The organism is Citrobacter sp. GW821-FHT02E08 (assembly GCF_059421685.1).
On the sequence record NZ_JBWKVL010000004.1, the window covers coordinates 319,477 to 335,671 of the forward strand.

The 16,195-nt window shown below is 53.6% G+C and carries 15 protein-coding genes; 3 read left to right on the forward strand and 12 right to left on the reverse strand.

Annotation, left to right across the window (positions count from 1 at the left end; genetic code table 11):
* Positions 1-4 precede the first annotated feature (4 nt).
* The 3 genes from AC07UY_RS08075 to yebG all read right to left on the reverse strand — a co-directional run bounded on the left by AC07UY_RS08075 (position 5) and on the right by yebG (position 1,473).
* Positions 5-664 (reverse strand): tellurite resistance TerB family protein, encoded by a 660-nt coding sequence (locus AC07UY_RS08075; protein ID WP_192611902.1) that lies wholly within the window; start codon positions 662-664, stop codon positions 5-7.
* A 95-nt stretch (positions 665-759) separates the two neighbouring features.
* Positions 760-1,116 (reverse strand): protein YebF, encoded by a 357-nt coding sequence (gene yebF, locus AC07UY_RS08080; RefSeq protein ID WP_494701011.1) that lies wholly within the window; start codon positions 1,114-1,116, stop codon positions 760-762.
* A 66-nt stretch (positions 1,117-1,182) separates the two neighbouring features.
* Positions 1,183-1,473, reverse strand: a complete 291-nt coding sequence (yebG, locus tag AC07UY_RS08085) for a DNA damage-inducible protein YebG (RefSeq protein ID WP_494701012.1) — start codon at positions 1,471-1,473, stop codon at positions 1,183-1,185.
* Between the two features lie 131 nt (positions 1,474-1,604).
* Here yebG and purT point away from each other — a divergent pair, with 131 nt between their 5' ends.
* On the forward strand, positions 1,605-2,783 hold the full coding sequence (purT, locus tag AC07UY_RS08090; protein ID WP_494659945.1) for a formate-dependent phosphoribosylglycinamide formyltransferase: 1,179 nt from the start codon (positions 1,605-1,607) through the stop codon (positions 2,781-2,783).
* A gap of 61 nt (positions 2,784-2,844) precedes the next feature.
* Here the strand turns inward: purT and kdgA are convergent, their stop codons facing one another.
* The 3 genes from kdgA to zwf form a co-directional block, all read right to left on the reverse strand.
* Positions 2,845-3,486 carry a bifunctional 4-hydroxy-2-oxoglutarate aldolase/2-dehydro-3-deoxy-phosphogluconate aldolase gene (gene kdgA, locus AC07UY_RS08095; protein WP_162383794.1) on the reverse strand — a complete coding sequence of 214 codons (642 nt, stop codon included), beginning with the start codon at positions 3,484-3,486 and terminating at the stop codon, positions 2,845-2,847.
* 37 nt (positions 3,487-3,523) lie between these two features.
* On the reverse strand, positions 3,524-5,335 hold the full coding sequence (edd, locus tag AC07UY_RS08100; RefSeq protein WP_494659946.1) for a phosphogluconate dehydratase: 1,812 nt from the start codon (positions 5,333-5,335) through the stop codon (positions 3,524-3,526).
* A 234-nt stretch (positions 5,336-5,569) separates the two neighbouring features.
* Positions 5,570-7,045 (reverse strand): glucose-6-phosphate dehydrogenase, encoded by a 1,476-nt coding sequence (gene zwf / locus AC07UY_RS08105; protein ID WP_203358151.1) that lies wholly within the window; start codon positions 7,043-7,045, stop codon positions 5,570-5,572.
* A gap of 355 nt (positions 7,046-7,400) precedes the next feature.
* Here zwf and AC07UY_RS08110 point away from each other — a divergent pair, with 355 nt between their 5' ends.
* Positions 7,401-8,270 carry a MurR/RpiR family transcriptional regulator gene (locus AC07UY_RS08110; protein WP_192611897.1) on the forward strand — a complete coding sequence of 290 codons (870 nt, stop codon included), beginning with the start codon at positions 7,401-7,403 and terminating at the stop codon, positions 8,268-8,270.
* Between the two features lie 93 nt (positions 8,271-8,363).
* Positions 8,364-9,806, forward strand: coding sequence for a pyruvate kinase (gene pyk / locus AC07UY_RS08115; protein ID WP_203358153.1), 1,443 nt, complete (start codon positions 8,364-8,366; stop codon positions 9,804-9,806).
* A 48-nt stretch (positions 9,807-9,854) separates the two neighbouring features.
* Here the strand turns inward: pyk and lpxM are convergent, their stop codons facing one another.
* The 6 genes from lpxM to yceG form a co-directional block, all read right to left on the reverse strand.
* Complete coding sequence (lpxM, locus tag AC07UY_RS08120) at positions 9,855-10,826, reverse strand: lauroyl-Kdo(2)-lipid IV(A) myristoyltransferase (protein ID WP_494701013.1); 972 nt, start codon at positions 10,824-10,826, stop codon at positions 9,855-9,857.
* A 177-nt stretch (positions 10,827-11,003) separates the two neighbouring features.
* Entirely contained in the window at positions 11,004-12,437 is a 1,434-nt protein-coding gene (gene ptsG, locus AC07UY_RS08125; RefSeq protein WP_494701014.1) for a PTS glucose transporter subunit IIBC, read from the reverse strand.
* Between the two features lie 294 nt (positions 12,438-12,731).
* Positions 12,732-13,529 (reverse strand): metal-dependent hydrolase, encoded by a 798-nt coding sequence (locus tag AC07UY_RS08130; RefSeq protein WP_494659950.1) that lies wholly within the window; start codon positions 13,527-13,529, stop codon positions 12,732-12,734.
* A gap of 10 nt (positions 13,530-13,539) precedes the next feature.
* Positions 13,540-14,544, reverse strand: coding sequence for a DNA polymerase III subunit delta' (gene holB, locus AC07UY_RS08135; RefSeq protein ID WP_494701015.1), 1,005 nt, complete (start codon positions 14,542-14,544; stop codon positions 13,540-13,542).
* Positions 14,541-15,182 carry a dTMP kinase gene (gene tmk, locus AC07UY_RS08140; protein WP_203358158.1) on the reverse strand — a complete coding sequence of 214 codons (642 nt, stop codon included), beginning with the start codon at positions 15,180-15,182 and terminating at the stop codon, positions 14,541-14,543. The genes holB and tmk overlap by 4 nt, the downstream gene beginning before the upstream one ends.
* Entirely contained in the window at positions 15,172-16,194 is a 1,023-nt protein-coding gene (gene yceG / locus AC07UY_RS08145) for a cell division protein YceG (protein ID WP_494701016.1), read from the reverse strand. Before yceG ends, tmk begins: the two co-directional genes overlap by 11 nt.
* Position 16,195: the final 1 nt, after the last annotated feature.

Genomic DNA, 16,195 nt, shown 5'->3' on the forward strand with positions numbered 1-16,195 from the left:
TGGATTAACCCGGCAACGCCTGTTTTTGTTGTTGCAGATCCCGCTCAATATCTTCCCGGACGTCCTGCGGGATCTTCAGGGCATCACCCAGCGCGTTGAGGTAGCTGCGCTCCATAAAGTGGTCAATATCGATTGCCGCACAGCTCAGGAAGTAAATTTCCAGCGCCTCTTCTTCATTACGGATCCCCTGCGCCAGTCGCTGCGGGTCGAGCGGTTGTTCAATGGCGTGTTCAATGAGTTTCCGCCCCTGCTCTTCCACACCGGCTTCACGCAGTTGTTGTTCAATGGCCGCGCGCTCTTTCGCATCAATATGCCCATCGCTTTTTGCCGCAAAGACCAGCGCCAGAATCAGTCGCTCGGTACGCACATCAAGCGGTGTGCTATGTGTGCCAAACTGCGGTTCATCCTGATGCGCCGTACGGACTTTATCTTTGTATTTGTTCCATAGCACCGTACCGGCGACGGCGCCGCCGCCCACCAGCAACGCGCTGGTGCCGTATTTGGTCAGTAGCTTACGAGACGATTTATTGGCGACCAGTAAACCCGCCAGGCCGCCTAACGCGCCAGGAACCAGCAGTTTACTGAGACCCTGATCACCAGAAGACGATGAAGAAGACCCTTTTTGCCCGAGAAGAGATTGTAATTGGTTCAACCAGTTAGCCATGTAGCCCCCTCAAGTACAGACGATTTGTCGTCAAAGCGTACCCGAGGGGATGTCAGGAAGTGTCTATATCCGCAAAAGATGCGCAAATTCGGTGGTTAGCGCAATTGGTACTCCGCCTTTCCTGCGACGCAATCGACGCTCACCTGATAGTGGAGATCGGCGCTTTTACCGCGCGCGGTCAGCGGCACTGACCATTTACCCTCTTTGCCCACAATGTCCTGCGCATTTACCCATACCACCGGATCGATTTGCCCCAGCGTTTTTTGATCATCAGCCCAGCGCACAATGCGGTTTTGCTGATAATCACGCTTTACGCTCGCGGCAATACCTTCAGCATCCAGACCTTCACACTTTGGAAACGTCACCGATTTGCTGTCGGGATTATTGGCGGCGAAGGCCGATACGCTGGCGGATAACAATAGCAGGCTCAACAGCGCTCCTCTCTTATTCATACTTTTCTCCTTAGCACAATGATTCAGGAAAAGCATGGTACAAAACGTCAGGAGCGCAAGTCAGATTCAGGCGGCCTGGGTATCGTCCTCTGCGGACGCCGTGGTGTCGACGGCCTGCGGAGAAGGCAATTTGCCGGTTTTCAGGATCGTACTCAGCACATCCTTCTGTTCAGCCAGCCAGAGAGACAGCGCTTCGCGTTGTTCGTCCTCCAGTGCGACCGGAGACTGCTCAAGCCACGTGTCGAGCAAATCTGCTGTATCGAGCATTTTGTCGTATGCATCGGCTTCCTTTTTGCTGGTAAAAGACATCTTCTCCTCACCTTCCCGAATGACTACGTATTTAACTTCAACCGCCATTTTGCAGCCTCTCAATATACCTGTATTTTTGTACAGTATATTACTTTTCGGCATTGAAATCAACCTGGCAATAAAGACAGACGCAAACGTTTTCGTATATACTGCGCCCGGATAAATCAGGGGATATTTTTATGACGTTATTAGGCACAGCGCTGCGTCCGGCAGCGACGCGGGTGATGTTATTGGGTTCAGGCGAACTGGGTAAGGAAGTGGCGATTGAGTGCCAGCGTTTGGGCGTCGAAGTGATCGCCGTCGATCGTTACCCCGACGCGCCAGCGATGCACGTTGCTCACCGTTCGCATGTCATCAATATGCTGGATGGCGACGCGTTACGTCGCGTGGTTGAACTGGAAAAACCGCATTATATCGTGCCGGAAATTGAAGCGATCGCCACCGATATGCTGGTGAAACTGGAGCAGGAAGGGCTGAATGTCGTCCCCTGTGCCCGCGCGACCCAACTGACAATGAACCGTGAGGGGATCCGTCGGCTGGCTGCGGAAGAACTGGCGTTGCCAACCTCCTCTTTCCGCTTTGCAGACAGTGAAGCGAGCTTCCGTGAAGCCGTAGCAGAGATTGGTATTCCCTGTATCGTTAAGCCAGTGATGAGCTCTTCGGGAAAAGGGCAAAGTTTTATTCGCTCTGCCGGGCAACTGGCGCAGGCGTGGGACTACGCGCAACAAGGCGGTCGCGCCGGTGCGGGCCGGGTGATCGTCGAAGGGGTGGTGAATTTCGATTTTGAAATTACGCTGCTGACCGTCAGCGCCGTTGATGGCGTCCATTTTTGCGCCCCCGTCGGCCACCGTCAGGAAGATGGCGATTACCGCGAATCCTGGCAGCCGCAGCAAATGACGCCGCTGGCCCTTGAGCGAGCGCAGGAAATTGCCCGTAAAGTGGTGCTGGCGTTAGGTGGCCACGGCTTATTTGGTGTCGAACTGTTTGTTTGCGGCGACGAGGTTATCTTCAGCGAGGTGTCTCCCCGTCCACACGACACCGGGATGGTCACGATGATCTCTCAGGATCTGTCGGAATTTGCTTTGCACGTGCGCGCCTTCCTCGGCCTGCCCGTTGGCGCGATTCGTCAGTATGGCCCTGCCGCCTCGGCCGTGATCCTGCCGCAGCTCACCAGCCAGAATGTGACGTTTGAGAATGTGCAGGCGGCGGTTGGCGCCGGTCTGCAGGTACGATTCTTTGGGAAACCAGAGATCGACGGCACCCGTCGCCTGGGCGTCGCGCTGGCAACCGGCGTGAGCGTAGAAGAGGCCATCGCACGTGCGAAAGATGCCGCCGCTCAGATAAAAGTCAACGCATAAAAAAACGGGCCAAATGGCCCGTTCTGGCAAAGCCCGGTGGTGTACCGGGCTTTATATTCACTTACTGTTTCGCGCCTTCTACCGCTTCGCGAGCCAGTTGAGTAATGCGGTCGTAATCACCCGCTTCCAGCGCATCGGCCGGAACCAGCCAGGAACCACCGATACACAGCACGCTTTTCAGCGCCAGATAATCACGGTAGTTAGCCGGAGAGATACCGCCAGTCGGGCAGAAACGCACCTGAGAGAACGGACCCGCAATCGCCTGCAGCGCTTTGGTGCCGCCGTTGGCTTCCGCCGGGAAGAATTTGAACTCTTTCAGACCGTAGTCCATACCCAGCATCAGTTCAGAAACGGTGCTGATACCCGGAATCAACGGGATCGTCCCTTCGGTTGCCGCTTTCAACAGAGGCTCGGTCAGACCCGGGCTAATAGCGAACTGCGCGCCAGCTTCAGTGACTTCTGCCAGCTGCTGCGGGTTCAGTACGGTACCCGCACCGATAATCGCGTCTGGCACTTCTTTGGCAATCGCGCGGATAGCATCCATCGCACATGCGGTACGTAAGGTCACTTCCAGAACGCGCACACCACCTGCAACCAGCGCTTTTGCCATCGGCACCGCGTGTTCCAGTTTATTCACCACAATCACCGGAACTACCGGGCCCGTGGTCAGGATTGCTTCCGCACTTGTTTTCCAGTTTTTCATCAGAGTTTTTCTCTCGCCTGATTACAAAATTTTCGTTTTAAAAAGTGATACAGGTTGCGCCCTGCTCCGCACCGGAGAGTTTTTCGCGCAACGCGCTGAACATCTCACGTCCTGTCCCTACTCTTGATGAGCTCAGATCCGGGATGTGAGGCTGGCGAGCGGCAAGTTCCGCTTCATCGACCAGCAGAGTCAGTTCACCTGTCTGTCCGTTCACACGAATGATGTCGCCATCGCGCACTTTCGCCAGTAACCCACCATCGTAAGCTTCCGGCGTGACATGGATTGCTGAAGGCACTTTACCTGAAGCACCGGAAAGCCGTCCATCGGTAACTAACGCAATTTTGAAACAACGGTCCAATAATACACCAAGTGGCGGCATGAGTTTGTGCAATTCTGGCATTCCGTTCGCTTTTGGTCCCTGATGGCGTACGACTACCACGCAATCACGGTCCAACAACCCGGCCTCAAATGCCGGTAATACGTCGTGCTGGCTCTCAAAGACAATGGCTGGTGCTTCAATGATCTGGTTTTCAACCGGTACCGCAGAGGTTTTCATCACTGCACGTCCCAGGTTGCCGCTCAGCACTTTCGTCCCGCCGTGGTGCGAGAACGGCTTATCAAAGGTGGCAATAACATTGCTATCAAGAGACTTCGCAACCCCTTCACGCCAGTCCAGCTCGCCATTGTTCAGCCACGGTTCCAGGGTATAACGAGACAAGCCAAAGCCCGCCACGGTGTTGACGTCTTCATGCAGCAGGCCCGCGTTCAGCAGTTCACGCATCAGTACAGGCACCCCGCCCGCCGCCTGGAAGTGGTTAATGTCCGCCGGGCCATTCGGGTAGAGGCGAGCCATCAGCGGGACGACATCTGAAAGGTCGGAGAAGTCATCCCAGTTGATCACAATACCGGCGGCGCGCGCCATTGCCACCAGGTGCATGGTGTGGTTGGTTGAGCCGCCCGTCGCGAGCAGCGCGACAATACCGTTCACCACCACTTTTTCGTCAATCATTTTACCGACAGGCATCCATTCGTTGCCGTTGCCGGTCAAACGCGTCACCTGACGGGCTGCCGCCGCGGTCAGTGCTTCACGTAGCGGCGCATCGGGATGCACAAAGGAGGAGCCCGGTAATTGCATCCCCATAAACTCCACCACCATTTGGTTGGTGTTGGCGGTACCGTAAAACGTACAGGTGCCTGGCGCATGGTAAGAGGCGGCTTCGGATTCCAGCAGCGCCATACGGTCAACCTTACCTTCGGCATAAAGCTGGCGAATACGAACTTTTTCTTTATTTGGCAGGCCGCTGGCCATCGGGCCAGACGGCACGAAAATAGACGGCAGATGACCAAACGAGAGCGCCGCCATCGCCAGCCCCGGGACGATTTTGTCACACACGCCGAGGAATAACGCCCCATCGAACATGTTGTGCGACAGCCCGACCGCCGCCGACATGGCAATGACTTCGCGACTCAGGAGTGATAATTCCATTCCATCCTGGCCCTGGGTCACACCATCGCACATCGCAGGCACGCCGCCCGCCACCTGACCAATCGCATTCGCCTTGTGCAGCGCTTTGCGGATAATCTCAGGGTAATGCTCATAAGGCTGATGCGCAGAAAGCATGTCGTTATAGGAGGTAATGATCGCGATATTGTTACGCAACATGCTTTTCAGCGACGCTTTATCGTCGGGTTGGCACGCCGCAAATCCGTGCGCCAGGTTTCCGCACGCCAGCTGGGAGCGGTGAACCGTCGACGTTTTCGCTTGCTCAATACGGGCAAGGTAGGCAGAACGTGTCTTGTGAGAACGTTCGATAATACGTTGTGTTACGCGTAACAAATTCGGATTCATAGAGGCTCCTAAAATTTATCTGTCCGGGCCGCAGGATTACCAATGTGTTTCATCAGGGTTAAATAATGCTGAAACGCTTGTAAGCCGTAGCTCAGGGGCAAAATCGTTTCAGTCAGTGTAATAAAAAAAGCCCCGCGGGTGAATCCACGCGGGGCTTAAAAGTGCAAAAATTATTCTGCAATCTGTGTTAGATCATGTTACCGGTAAAATAACACCGTCGTGACAGATGAAGTTTTACTCAAATTCATTCCAGGAACGACCATCGCGGGTGATCATCGCCACTGAGGCAACCGGTCCCCACGTTCCCGCCTGATACGGCTTCGGCGCGTCGTTATCCATCGCCCAGGCTTCTGTGATGGAGTCGACCCATTTCCATGCTTCTTCTACTTCGTCACGGCGCACAAACAGCGCCTGAATGCCCCGCATGGTTTCCAGCAGTAAACGTTCATAGGCATCCGCCAGATGCGTCTGGTTGAACGTTTCGGAGTAACTCAGATCCAGCTTGGTAATTTGCAGGTTATGTTTATGATCCAGACCCGGGACTTTATTGAGTACCTGAATATCCACGCCTTCATCTGGCTGCAAACGGATCGTCAATTTGTTCTGCGGCAGATCCTGCCAGGACTCTTTGAACAGGTTGAGCTCCGGCGTTTTGAAGTAGACGACCACTTCAGAACATTTGGTCGGCAGTCGTTTGCCTGTACGCAGGTAAAACGGCACGCCCGCCCAGCGCCAGTTATCGATATCGACACGAATGGCGACGAACGTTTCGGTATTGCTGCTCTTATTCGCCCCCTCTTCTTCCAGATAACCCGGCACTTTTTTACCTTGCGCGAAACCGGTGGTGTACTGGCCACGAACCGTTTTTTCACGGACGTTCGAACGGTCGATACGACGCAGCGATTTCAGCACTTTCACTTTTTCATCGCGAATACTGTCAGCGCTCAGATCGGACGGCGGTGACATGGCGATCATGCACAGAATTTGCAGCAGGTGGTTCTGGATCATGTCGCGCATCTGGCCGGCCTGGTCAAAGTAGCCCCAGCGACCTTCAATACCCACCTCTTCCGCCACGGTGATTTCCACGTGATCGATGGTGCGATTGTCCCAGTTATTGACGAACAGGGAGTTGGCAAAACGCAGCGCCAGTAAGTTCAGAACCGTCTCTTTGCCGAGATAGTGGTCAATACGGTAAACCTGGCTCTCGTCAAAATATTCACCCACCTGGTCGTTGATTTCACGAGAGGTGGCCAGTGATGTGCCGAGCGGTTTTTCCATGACCACGCGCGCAGGCTTAGCATTCAGCTTCGCCTCGCCTAACCCTTTGCAGATTGCGCCAAAGGTGCTGGGCGGCATCGCAAAATAGTTAATGGTGGTGCGCTCTTTTTGATCCAGCATCTCCCCCAGGCGGGAAAAGGCTGCGGTATCGTTGACATCCAGATTGCAGAAATCCAGGCGACCACTCAGGGTATCCCACAAACCTTCATCAATTGTTTCCTTCATGAAGGTTTCGAGCGCTTCGCGTACCACCTTGGTGTAGGCTTCTTTATCCCAGTCAGCACGACCAACCCCAATAATGCGGGTATCCGGGTTTATCTGACCGGCTTTTTCCAGTTGATACAGGGAAGGCAGCAATTTACGACGCGCCAGGTCGCCTTTCGCGCCGAAAATGACCAGGTCACATGCCTGGGCTGTTTGCGTTACCGCCATGTCATTCTCCTCAGTTAACTATCCTGGTACTTCTGCCAGGTTATAGTTGTAATTTTATTACAGTGCACTGTACTGCTTTTACGTAATTCCGGAAACCGTAAACACTTATCCACCAGTGCGATCCCGGCTTGTCAGGCGTTTTGCGGCATGTTCAGCCACAAAACGGATAAAAAAGTCGTCGTTTTCACACACGTAGCCGACAGCTAAAATCAGACGTCGATCATGTAATGAAAAAAAACAACAACTATTCTATCCATTTTGCCCCCTTAATGGGCACCCGGGGGTAATATCTAACAAAATTGCCTCTCGATTTCCTATATCTCAGAAATCGTCGTCACCATGAGTTTTCTACATCATGAATATGCTGGAAAAAATCCAGGTACAACTGGAACATCTGAGCAAGTCAGAACGCAAAGTCGCCGATGTTATTCTTGCTTCCCCTGATCAGGCCATCCACTCGAGTATTGCGACGCTGGCCCTGGAAGCGAATGTCAGTGAACCTACCGTAAACCGCTTCTGTCGCAGCATGGACACGCGCGGCTTTCCTGATTTTAAACTGCATCTGGCGCAAAGTCTGGCAAATGGCACGCCCTATGTTAATCGCAATGTGGATGAAGATGACAGCGTTGAGTCCTACACGAGAAAAATCTTCGAATCCGCGATGGCCAGTCTCGATCATGTCCGCCAGTCGCTTGATAAATCTGCGGTGAATCGCGCGGTCGATCTGCTGACGCAAGCGAAGAAAATTTCCTTCTTCGGCCTTGGTTCTTCCGCCGCCGTGGCACATGACGCCATGAACAAATTTTTCCGCTTCAACGTTCCGGTCATATACTCCGATGATGTTGTCCTGCAACGCATGAGCTGTATGAATTGTAGCGATGACGACGTCGTTGTGCTCATTTCACACACGGGCAGAACCAAAAGTCTGGTGGAGCTGGCGCAGCTGGCGCGCGAAAACGATGCGATGGTGATTGCACTGACCTCTGCCGGAACGCCACTGGCGCGCGAGGCCACATTAGCGATTACACTTGATGTACCGGAAGATACTGACATTTATATGCCTATGGTCTCTCGACTTGCTCAACTGACCGTGATAGATGTGCTGGCAACCGGATTTACTTTGCGTCGCGGGGCAAAATTCAGAGATAACTTGAAGCGCGTCAAGGAAGCGCTTAAGGAATCGCGTTTTGATAAAGAACTGCTCATAAGGAGCGATGACCGCTAAAAGCAATAACACGCATACCCTTTTCGTCATCCGGCGTTATATCCGGATCAATGTTCACGCAACACCAAGTTGTTTCAGTCAACGGAGTATTACATGTCCAGAAGGCTTCGCAGAACCAAAATCGTTACCACGTTAGGCCCGGCAACTGATCGCGATAACAACCTTGAGAAAATTATCGCTGCGGGTGCGAACGTCGTACGAATGAACTTCTCTCACGGATCGCCAGAAGATCACAAAATACGCGCTGATAAAGTTCGTGAGATTGCCGCAAAACTGGGGCGTCATGTGGCAATTCTGGGCGATCTCCAGGGGCCAAAAATTCGCGTATCGACCTTCAAAGAAGGCAAAGTATTCCTGAACATCGGCGATAAATTCCTGTTAGACGCGAATCTGGGGAAAGGCGAAGGCGATAAAGAAAAAGTCGGTATCGATTACAAAGGCCTGCCCGCTGATGTTGTTCCTGGTGATATCCTGTTACTCGACGATGGTCGCGTACAGCTAAAAGTCCTGGAAGTTCAGGGCATGAAAGTCTTCACCGAAGTGACCGTCGGCGGCCCACTCTCCAACAACAAAGGCATCAACAAGCTCGGCGGTGGCCTCTCTGCAGAAGCGCTGACCGAAAAAGACAAAGCGGATATCGTCACTGCAGCGCAAATCGGCGTTGATTATCTGGCCGTCTCCTTCCCTCGCTGCGGCGAAGACCTGAACTATGCGCGCCGTCTCGCACGCGAAGCTGGCTGCGATGCAAAAATTGTCGCCAAAGTCGAACGTGCCGAAGCCGTTTGCGACCAGAATGCGATGGATGACATCATTCTGGCTTCCGACGTTGTGATGGTAGCTCGCGGCGATCTGGGCGTTGAAATCGGTGATCCGGAGCTGGTCGGCATTCAGAAGGCATTGATTCGTCGTGCTCGTCAACTGAACCGTGCGGTCATTACCGCCACGCAGATGATGGAGTCGATGATCACCAACCCGATGCCGACCCGTGCAGAAGTTATGGACGTGGCCAACGCCGTGCTGGATGGCACCGACGCCGTGATGCTGTCAGCTGAAACCGCCGCAGGTCAGTATCCGGCTGAAACGGTAGCCGCGATGGCGCGCGTCTGTCTGGGCGCAGAAAAAATCCCAAGCATTAACGTCTCCAAACACCGCCTCGACGTGCAGTTCGATAATGTTGAAGAAGCCATCGCCATGTCGGCAATGTATGCTGCAAACCACCTGAAAGGGGTGACGGCCATTATCGCCATGACCGAATCAGGGCGTACTGCACTGATGACCTCGCGTATCAGTTCAGGCTTACCGATTTTCGCAATGTCTCGTCATGAGCGTACACTGAACCTGACCTCTTTGTATCGCGGCGTCACGCCGGTGCACTTCGACAGCGCGGCTGACGGCGTTGTGGCGGCAAGTGAAGCGGTTAATTTGCTGCGTGACAAAGGCTATCTGGTGTCCGGCGATCTGGTGATTGTCACCCAGGGCGACGTGATGAGCACCATCGGTTCGACCAACACCACTCGTATTCTGACCGTCGAATAATTTCCCGACGCCAGAAAGTAAAAAGCCTCTCTGACGAGAGGCTTTTTTTTATTTGATAGGATAAAGGTCTTTGCGCTTATACGGCTGAATTTCGCCAGGTTTACGCGTCTTCAGCAGTTTTAAAATCCAGGTGTATTGTTCGGGATGCGGACCCACGAAGATTTCCACCTCTTCGTTCATTCTTCTGGCGATGGTGTTGTCATCCGCCGTCAGGAGATCGTCCATCGGCGGGCGCACCAGAATCGTTAACCGGTGTGTTTTGCCATCATAGACTGGAAAGAGCGGAACCACGCGGGCGCGGCACACTTTCATCAAGCGACCGATAGCCGGCAAGGTTGCTTTATATGTCGCGAAGAAATCAACAAACTCACTGTGTTCCGCACCGTGATCCTGATCCGGCAGATAGTATCCCCAGTAACCCTGGCGGACAGACTGGATAAACGGCTTAATGCCATCATTACGGGCATGCAAACGCCCGCCGAAGCGACGACGTACGGTGTTCCAGACGTAATCAAATACCGGGTTGCCCTGATTATGGAACATGGCCGCCATTTTCTGCCCCTGTGATGCCATCAGCATCGCCGGGATATCAACGCCCCACCCGTGCGGCACCAGAAAAATCACTTTTTCGTTGTTGCGGCGCAGTTCCTCGATAATTTCCAGCCCCTGCCAGTCGATGCGTTTCTGTACTTTTTCAGGACCGCGCATCGCCAGCTCGGCCATCATCGCCATTGCCTGAGGCGCTGTCTCAAACATCTCATCGACAATTGCTTCACGCTCGGCTTCGCTGCGCTGCGGGAAGCAAAGCGACAAATTGATCAGTGCACGACGACGAGAGCTTTTCCCCATACGTCCGGCAATACGGCCCAGTTTGGCCAGGATGGGATCGCGAATTGACGCTGGCGTTAGCGCAATACCCGCCATCGCGGCGACGCCCAGCCAGGCTCCCCAATAGCGAGGGTGGCGAAATGATTTTTCAAATTCAGGGATGTACTCAATGTTATTTTTTTTCGTTTCCATGCTTTTCCAGTGTCTGATGACGCGAATGCGAAAAGTCGATCTGCTGATAGTGTAGCGGCGCGCCGTGCCCCATACAAAGTAAAAATCCGCCTTCGCGGGCGGTAGTCTCTCTTTTTTGCGTCAGGTATAAAAAAGGCAGCCATAAGGCTGCCTTAGTTCTCCCCAACATCTTACGGCTTAGTGGCTACGGATGTATTCATCCATTTCAGTTTTCAGGTTATCGGATTTAGTACCGAAAATTGCCTGAACACCAGAGCCTGCCACGACAACACCTGCTGCACCCAGTTTCTTCAGGCCAGCCTGATCCACTTTCGCAACATCAGCAACGCTGACACGCAGACGTGTGATACAGGCGTCGAGGTTGGTGATGTTATCTTTACCGCCGAATGCCGCAATCAGAGCCGGAGCCATTTCACTGGTCTCGCCAGTTTTGTTGTCTTCGGTGGCATCTTCACGACCAGGCGTTTTCAGATCCAACGCTTTGATCAGCACACGGAAAATGGTGTAGTAAACAATCGCATAACCTGCACCGACAATCGGGAACAGCCACAGCTTGCTGCTGTTGCCGCTCAGCACGATGAAGTCGATCAGACCGTGAGAGAAGGAAGTACCGTCACGCATACCCAGCAGGATACAGATCGGGAACGCCAGACCAGCCAGAATCGCATGAATCACATACAGGATCGGCGCAACGAACATGAAGGAGAACTCGATCGGCTCGGTAATACCGGTCAGGAACGAGGTCAACGCTGCGGAGATCATGATACCGCCCACTTTCGCGCGGTTTTCTGGTTTAGCAGAGTGCCAGATTGCAATCGCAGCCGCCGGCAGACCGTACATTTTGAACAGGAAGCCGCCAGACAGTTTACCTGCAGTCGGGTCACCCGCCATATAGCGCGGAATATCGCCGTGGAACACCTGACCTGCTGCGTTGGTGTATTCACCAATTTGCATCTGGAAAGGAACGTTCCAGATGTGGTGCAGACCGAATGGCACCAGGCAACGTTCAACGAAGCCGTAGATACCGAACGCAACAACCGGGTTCTGATAGGCAGCCCATTGAGAGAACGTCTGAATAGCAGTACCGATCGGCGGCCAAATGAAGGACAGGATGACACCGGTGAAGATGGCAGCCAGACCAGAAATAATAGGCACAAAGCGCTTACCGGCGAAGAAGCCCAGATACTCAGGCAGCTTGATACGGTAGAAACGGTTGAACATATACGCTGCAATCGCACCGGAGATAATCCCCCCGAGCACACCGGTATCCGCCAGGTGTTTTGCTGCGATTTCTTCAGCAGGTAAATGCAGAACCAGCGGCGCTACCACAGCCATGGTTTTAACCATGATGCCGTATGCAACCACCGAGGCCAGTGCCGAAACGCCGTCGTTGTTAGTAAAACCGAGTGCAACACCGATAGCAAAGATCAATGGCATATTGGCAAAAACAGAACCGCCTGCTTCCGCCATTACGTGTGAAACTACGGCTGGCAGCCAGCTGAAGTTTGCGGAACCGACGCCCAGCAGGATACCTGCGATAGGCAGTACGGATACCGGTAGCATCAGCGATTTACCGACCTTTTGCAGGTTAGCAAATGCATTCTTAAACATAATTGAGAGTGCTCCTGAGTATTTTGTGCTTTCTACGTTCTCACGCATTGGCGAGGGGGGAGAACCCCGCCGTGGACAGGACATCTAAGTGCCCTTTTATTTATTACACAGAGTAAAATAATTCAGATCAATTTTGTTTGACGGCTATCACGTTTCAGCTGTAGCCCATGTCAATATCGTCAAATACTGTCGAAATCCGTATCGGAATGTTTCAAACCGACCGTTCACCGCCCATTTTATGGCGGTGAACTCTACGCGTTTTGCGTATTAATTACGAGCTTAAAAAAAACTCTGCTAGCGGATGGATTGCAGGCGAGAAGCGTCGATATGGAACAGGCGGGAGAAGTTATCGGTGGTTACCTGCGCCAATTCTTCAACGGCAACACCTTTCAAAACAGCCATATACTCTGCAACATCACGAACCATAGCGGGCTGGTTCTCTTTCCCGCGATGCGGCACCGGAGCAAGATATGGCGAATCCGTTTCCACTAACAGACGATCCAGCGGTACGTAGCGGGCTGCATCACGCAACTGCTCAGCATTACGAAAAGTCACGATACCGGAAAAAGAGATATAAAATCCGAGATCCAGTAACTTACCCGCCGTTTCTCTGTCCTCTGTAAAACAGTGTAGTACGCCACCGCAATCCGTCACCTTTTCCTGGCGTAAAATTGCCAGCGTGTCAGCGCGTGCATCGCGGGTATGAACAATGACCGGCTTATTAAGCTCACGGCCAATCTGGATATGGTGAATGAAAGATTCCTGCTGGCGCATCTTTGTTTCAGGGGTGTAGAAATAATCCAGCCCGGTCTCTCCCATCGCGACAACGCCCTCTTCAGCGGCGAAACGACGCAGCTCTTCGACATCATACGGTTCATCCTGATTTAACGGATGTACGCCGCAAGAGAAAACCACATTGTCGCGGTCACCGACCAGTTCACGCATTCCGCGATACCCCGGCAGCGTTGTCGCCACCGCCAGGCAAAATTTCACATCACGCGCGGCGGCTTTCGCCAGCACGTCATCCACGTCCTTATGCAGAGATTGATAATCCAGGCCATCCAAATGGCAGTGTGAGTCGACTAAAAACATAATGTCTCTCTCAAAGATGGGAAACGGGCAACACGGTGCCCGGTTGCAAATAATGTTCAATACGGAGGATGAGATCGGTAAGCACCAGTTCGCGGTTTACCCCGACCACATTGATAAGTTGCTCGCGGCAATGACAAACATCGCTGAGGATTGCCTGAATATGAGCCGCCGATAAGCGTTGTGCTATCAGCGGAACCAACGTTTGGACATCCACATTGGTAAGGTACGAAGCACCGTGGCGGAACTTCAGGGCATCCATCAGTAAGGTTGCCAGCCAGTGTAGACGGGTCGCCGCCTGCTCATGATTCAGAGCGGAAAGCAAGATATACCAGTCGTTGGCCTGCAGAGTGTTAGCCAGCGCCTCACAGAGTGCACCACGATGCGCCCAGCTCTCTTCCTGAAGCAGCGTCAAGGCGGCGCCAGGAGACCCCGCACTCAGGCGAAGCGCCGTAAGTAACGCGTCTTGTGACGCTGTCACTTCTCGTGCAAGCCAGGAAATTGCATAGTTTTCTGCCGGGGGCGCCAGGTGGTGAAGTCGACAACGACTGCGTAATGTGGCCAGCAATCGCGCGGGTTCGCGACAGGCGAGGAAGAACCAGGTTTGAGACGGCGGCTCTTCCAGTGTCTTTAACAGCGCATTGGCGGCAGCCTCTGTCAGTAACGACGCTTCGGGGATCCACACCACCTTCGCGCCGCCAAGACGGGAGCGCTCATACAGTTTTTCGCTGATGTCGCGGACGGCGTCAACCCCGAGGGTACTTTTCCCTTTTTCGGGCAGCAGTGAGTAGTAATCCGGATGCGTTCCAGCCTGCATCAACTGGCAGCCCCGACAGTGTCCACAGCTTTTATGTCCTTCCGGACGCTGACACAACAGATAGCGGCTAAGGGCATAAATCAGCGCATCGTCGCCCATACCAGGCAGCGCCTGAATCAGTAACGCATGGTGACCACGACCCGACTGATAGCTTGCTACCAGTTTTTCAAAGTCCGGTCGTAACCATGGATACCATTTCATGCGCCCTGCTCCTTCACCCATTCGGTGACGGCGGCGCGAATATCACTCATGACCTTTTCCAGCGTCTGGGTCGCATCAATCGTGCGGATGCTGGCATCCTGCGACGCCAGTTCCAGATAACGGGCGCGGGTTCGATTGAAGAAATCAAAAGACTCCTGCTCAATGCGATCCAGTTCGCCACGCGCACGGGCGCGTTTTAGTCCGACTTCAGGGGTGACATCCAGATAGAGCGTGAGATTCGGGCGAAAATCCCCCAGCACGGCGTCACGCAGTGTCGCCAGCATGCGCTGATCGATACCGCGACCGCCGCCCTGGTACGCCTGCGTGGAGAGATCGTGACGATCGCCAATCACCCAGGTGCCCTTAGCCAGCGCAGGTTTGATCACCGTTTCCACCAGTTGCACACGGGCGGCATAAAACATGAGCACTTCAGCTTTGTCTGTAATCACTTCATCGCCGACCGATTTGATGTCCAGCACCAGGCTTCTTAATTTTTCCGCAAGCTGCGTACCGCCCGGCTCACGGGTAAAAATCATATCGCGGATACCCAGTTGCTCGAGCGTCTCTACCACGACATTTCGCGCCGTGGTTTTACCCGCGCCTTCCAGTCCTTCGATGACGATGTAATTACTGCCCATTTTTTTCCTTAAGCACTTTCAGGTAGTCCTGCACTGACCGGTTATGGCCGGCAAGATTAGTATTAAACGTGTGACCGCCTTTGCCATCGGCCACAAAATAGAGATACGGGGTTTTAGCCGGATGTGCGGCGGCCTTTAAAGATGCCTCGCCGGGCATGGCAATCGGCCCTGGGGGCAACCCTGAGATAGTATAGGTATTATACGCGGTCGGGGTTTCCAGGTCCGCACGGGAAAGTTTGCCATTATAGCGCTCCCCCATTCCATAGATAACCGTCGGGTCGGTCTGCAAACGCATCCCCGTACGAAGACGGTTGATAAACACCGATGCCACCTGGTCACGCTCACTGGCAACCGCCGTCTCTTTTTCGATGATGGAGGCCATGGTAACCAGCTGATTCTGATCTTGATAGGGCAACCCTTCCGACCGACCTTCCCAGACACCCTCAACGGCTTTGACCATCTTTTGGTGGGCGCGCTTCAGTAACGCAACGTCGGTCGTGTTGGCGGTGTACATCCAGGTATCTGGCCAGAACCAGCCCTCCACCCACTCAGGATTTTCCAGCTTCAGCGCCTGCGCGACCGTCTCGTACTTGTCGTCGCTCAGGGTGTGCTTGATGTAAGGGGCTTCTCTCAGCTGTTTGAGGTAATCACTCAGCCGCATCCCTTCAACCAGCCGTAGCGGAAACTGGGCCTCTTTCCCACTTTCCAGCAGGATAAGCATCTCCCTTACGGTCATATCAGGCGTGAGTCGATACGTCCCCGCCTTAAAATGCGAGAGTTCTGGCTCAATGCGCAATAACCACTGAAACACGCGAGGGCGGTTGATGACGTTATCAGCATAAAGCTGTTCCCCCAGTGCCAGGCGGCCCGTCCCGGCCTTCAGGCTAAAGACCGTCTCTTCTTTAATCAGCAGTTTGCTGTCCGCCAGTTGGCGAACTTTCCACATTCCCACTCCAGCAGCAATGCCCAGCACAACCAGCATCAGAAGGAAAACGTATAACAATTTTTTCATG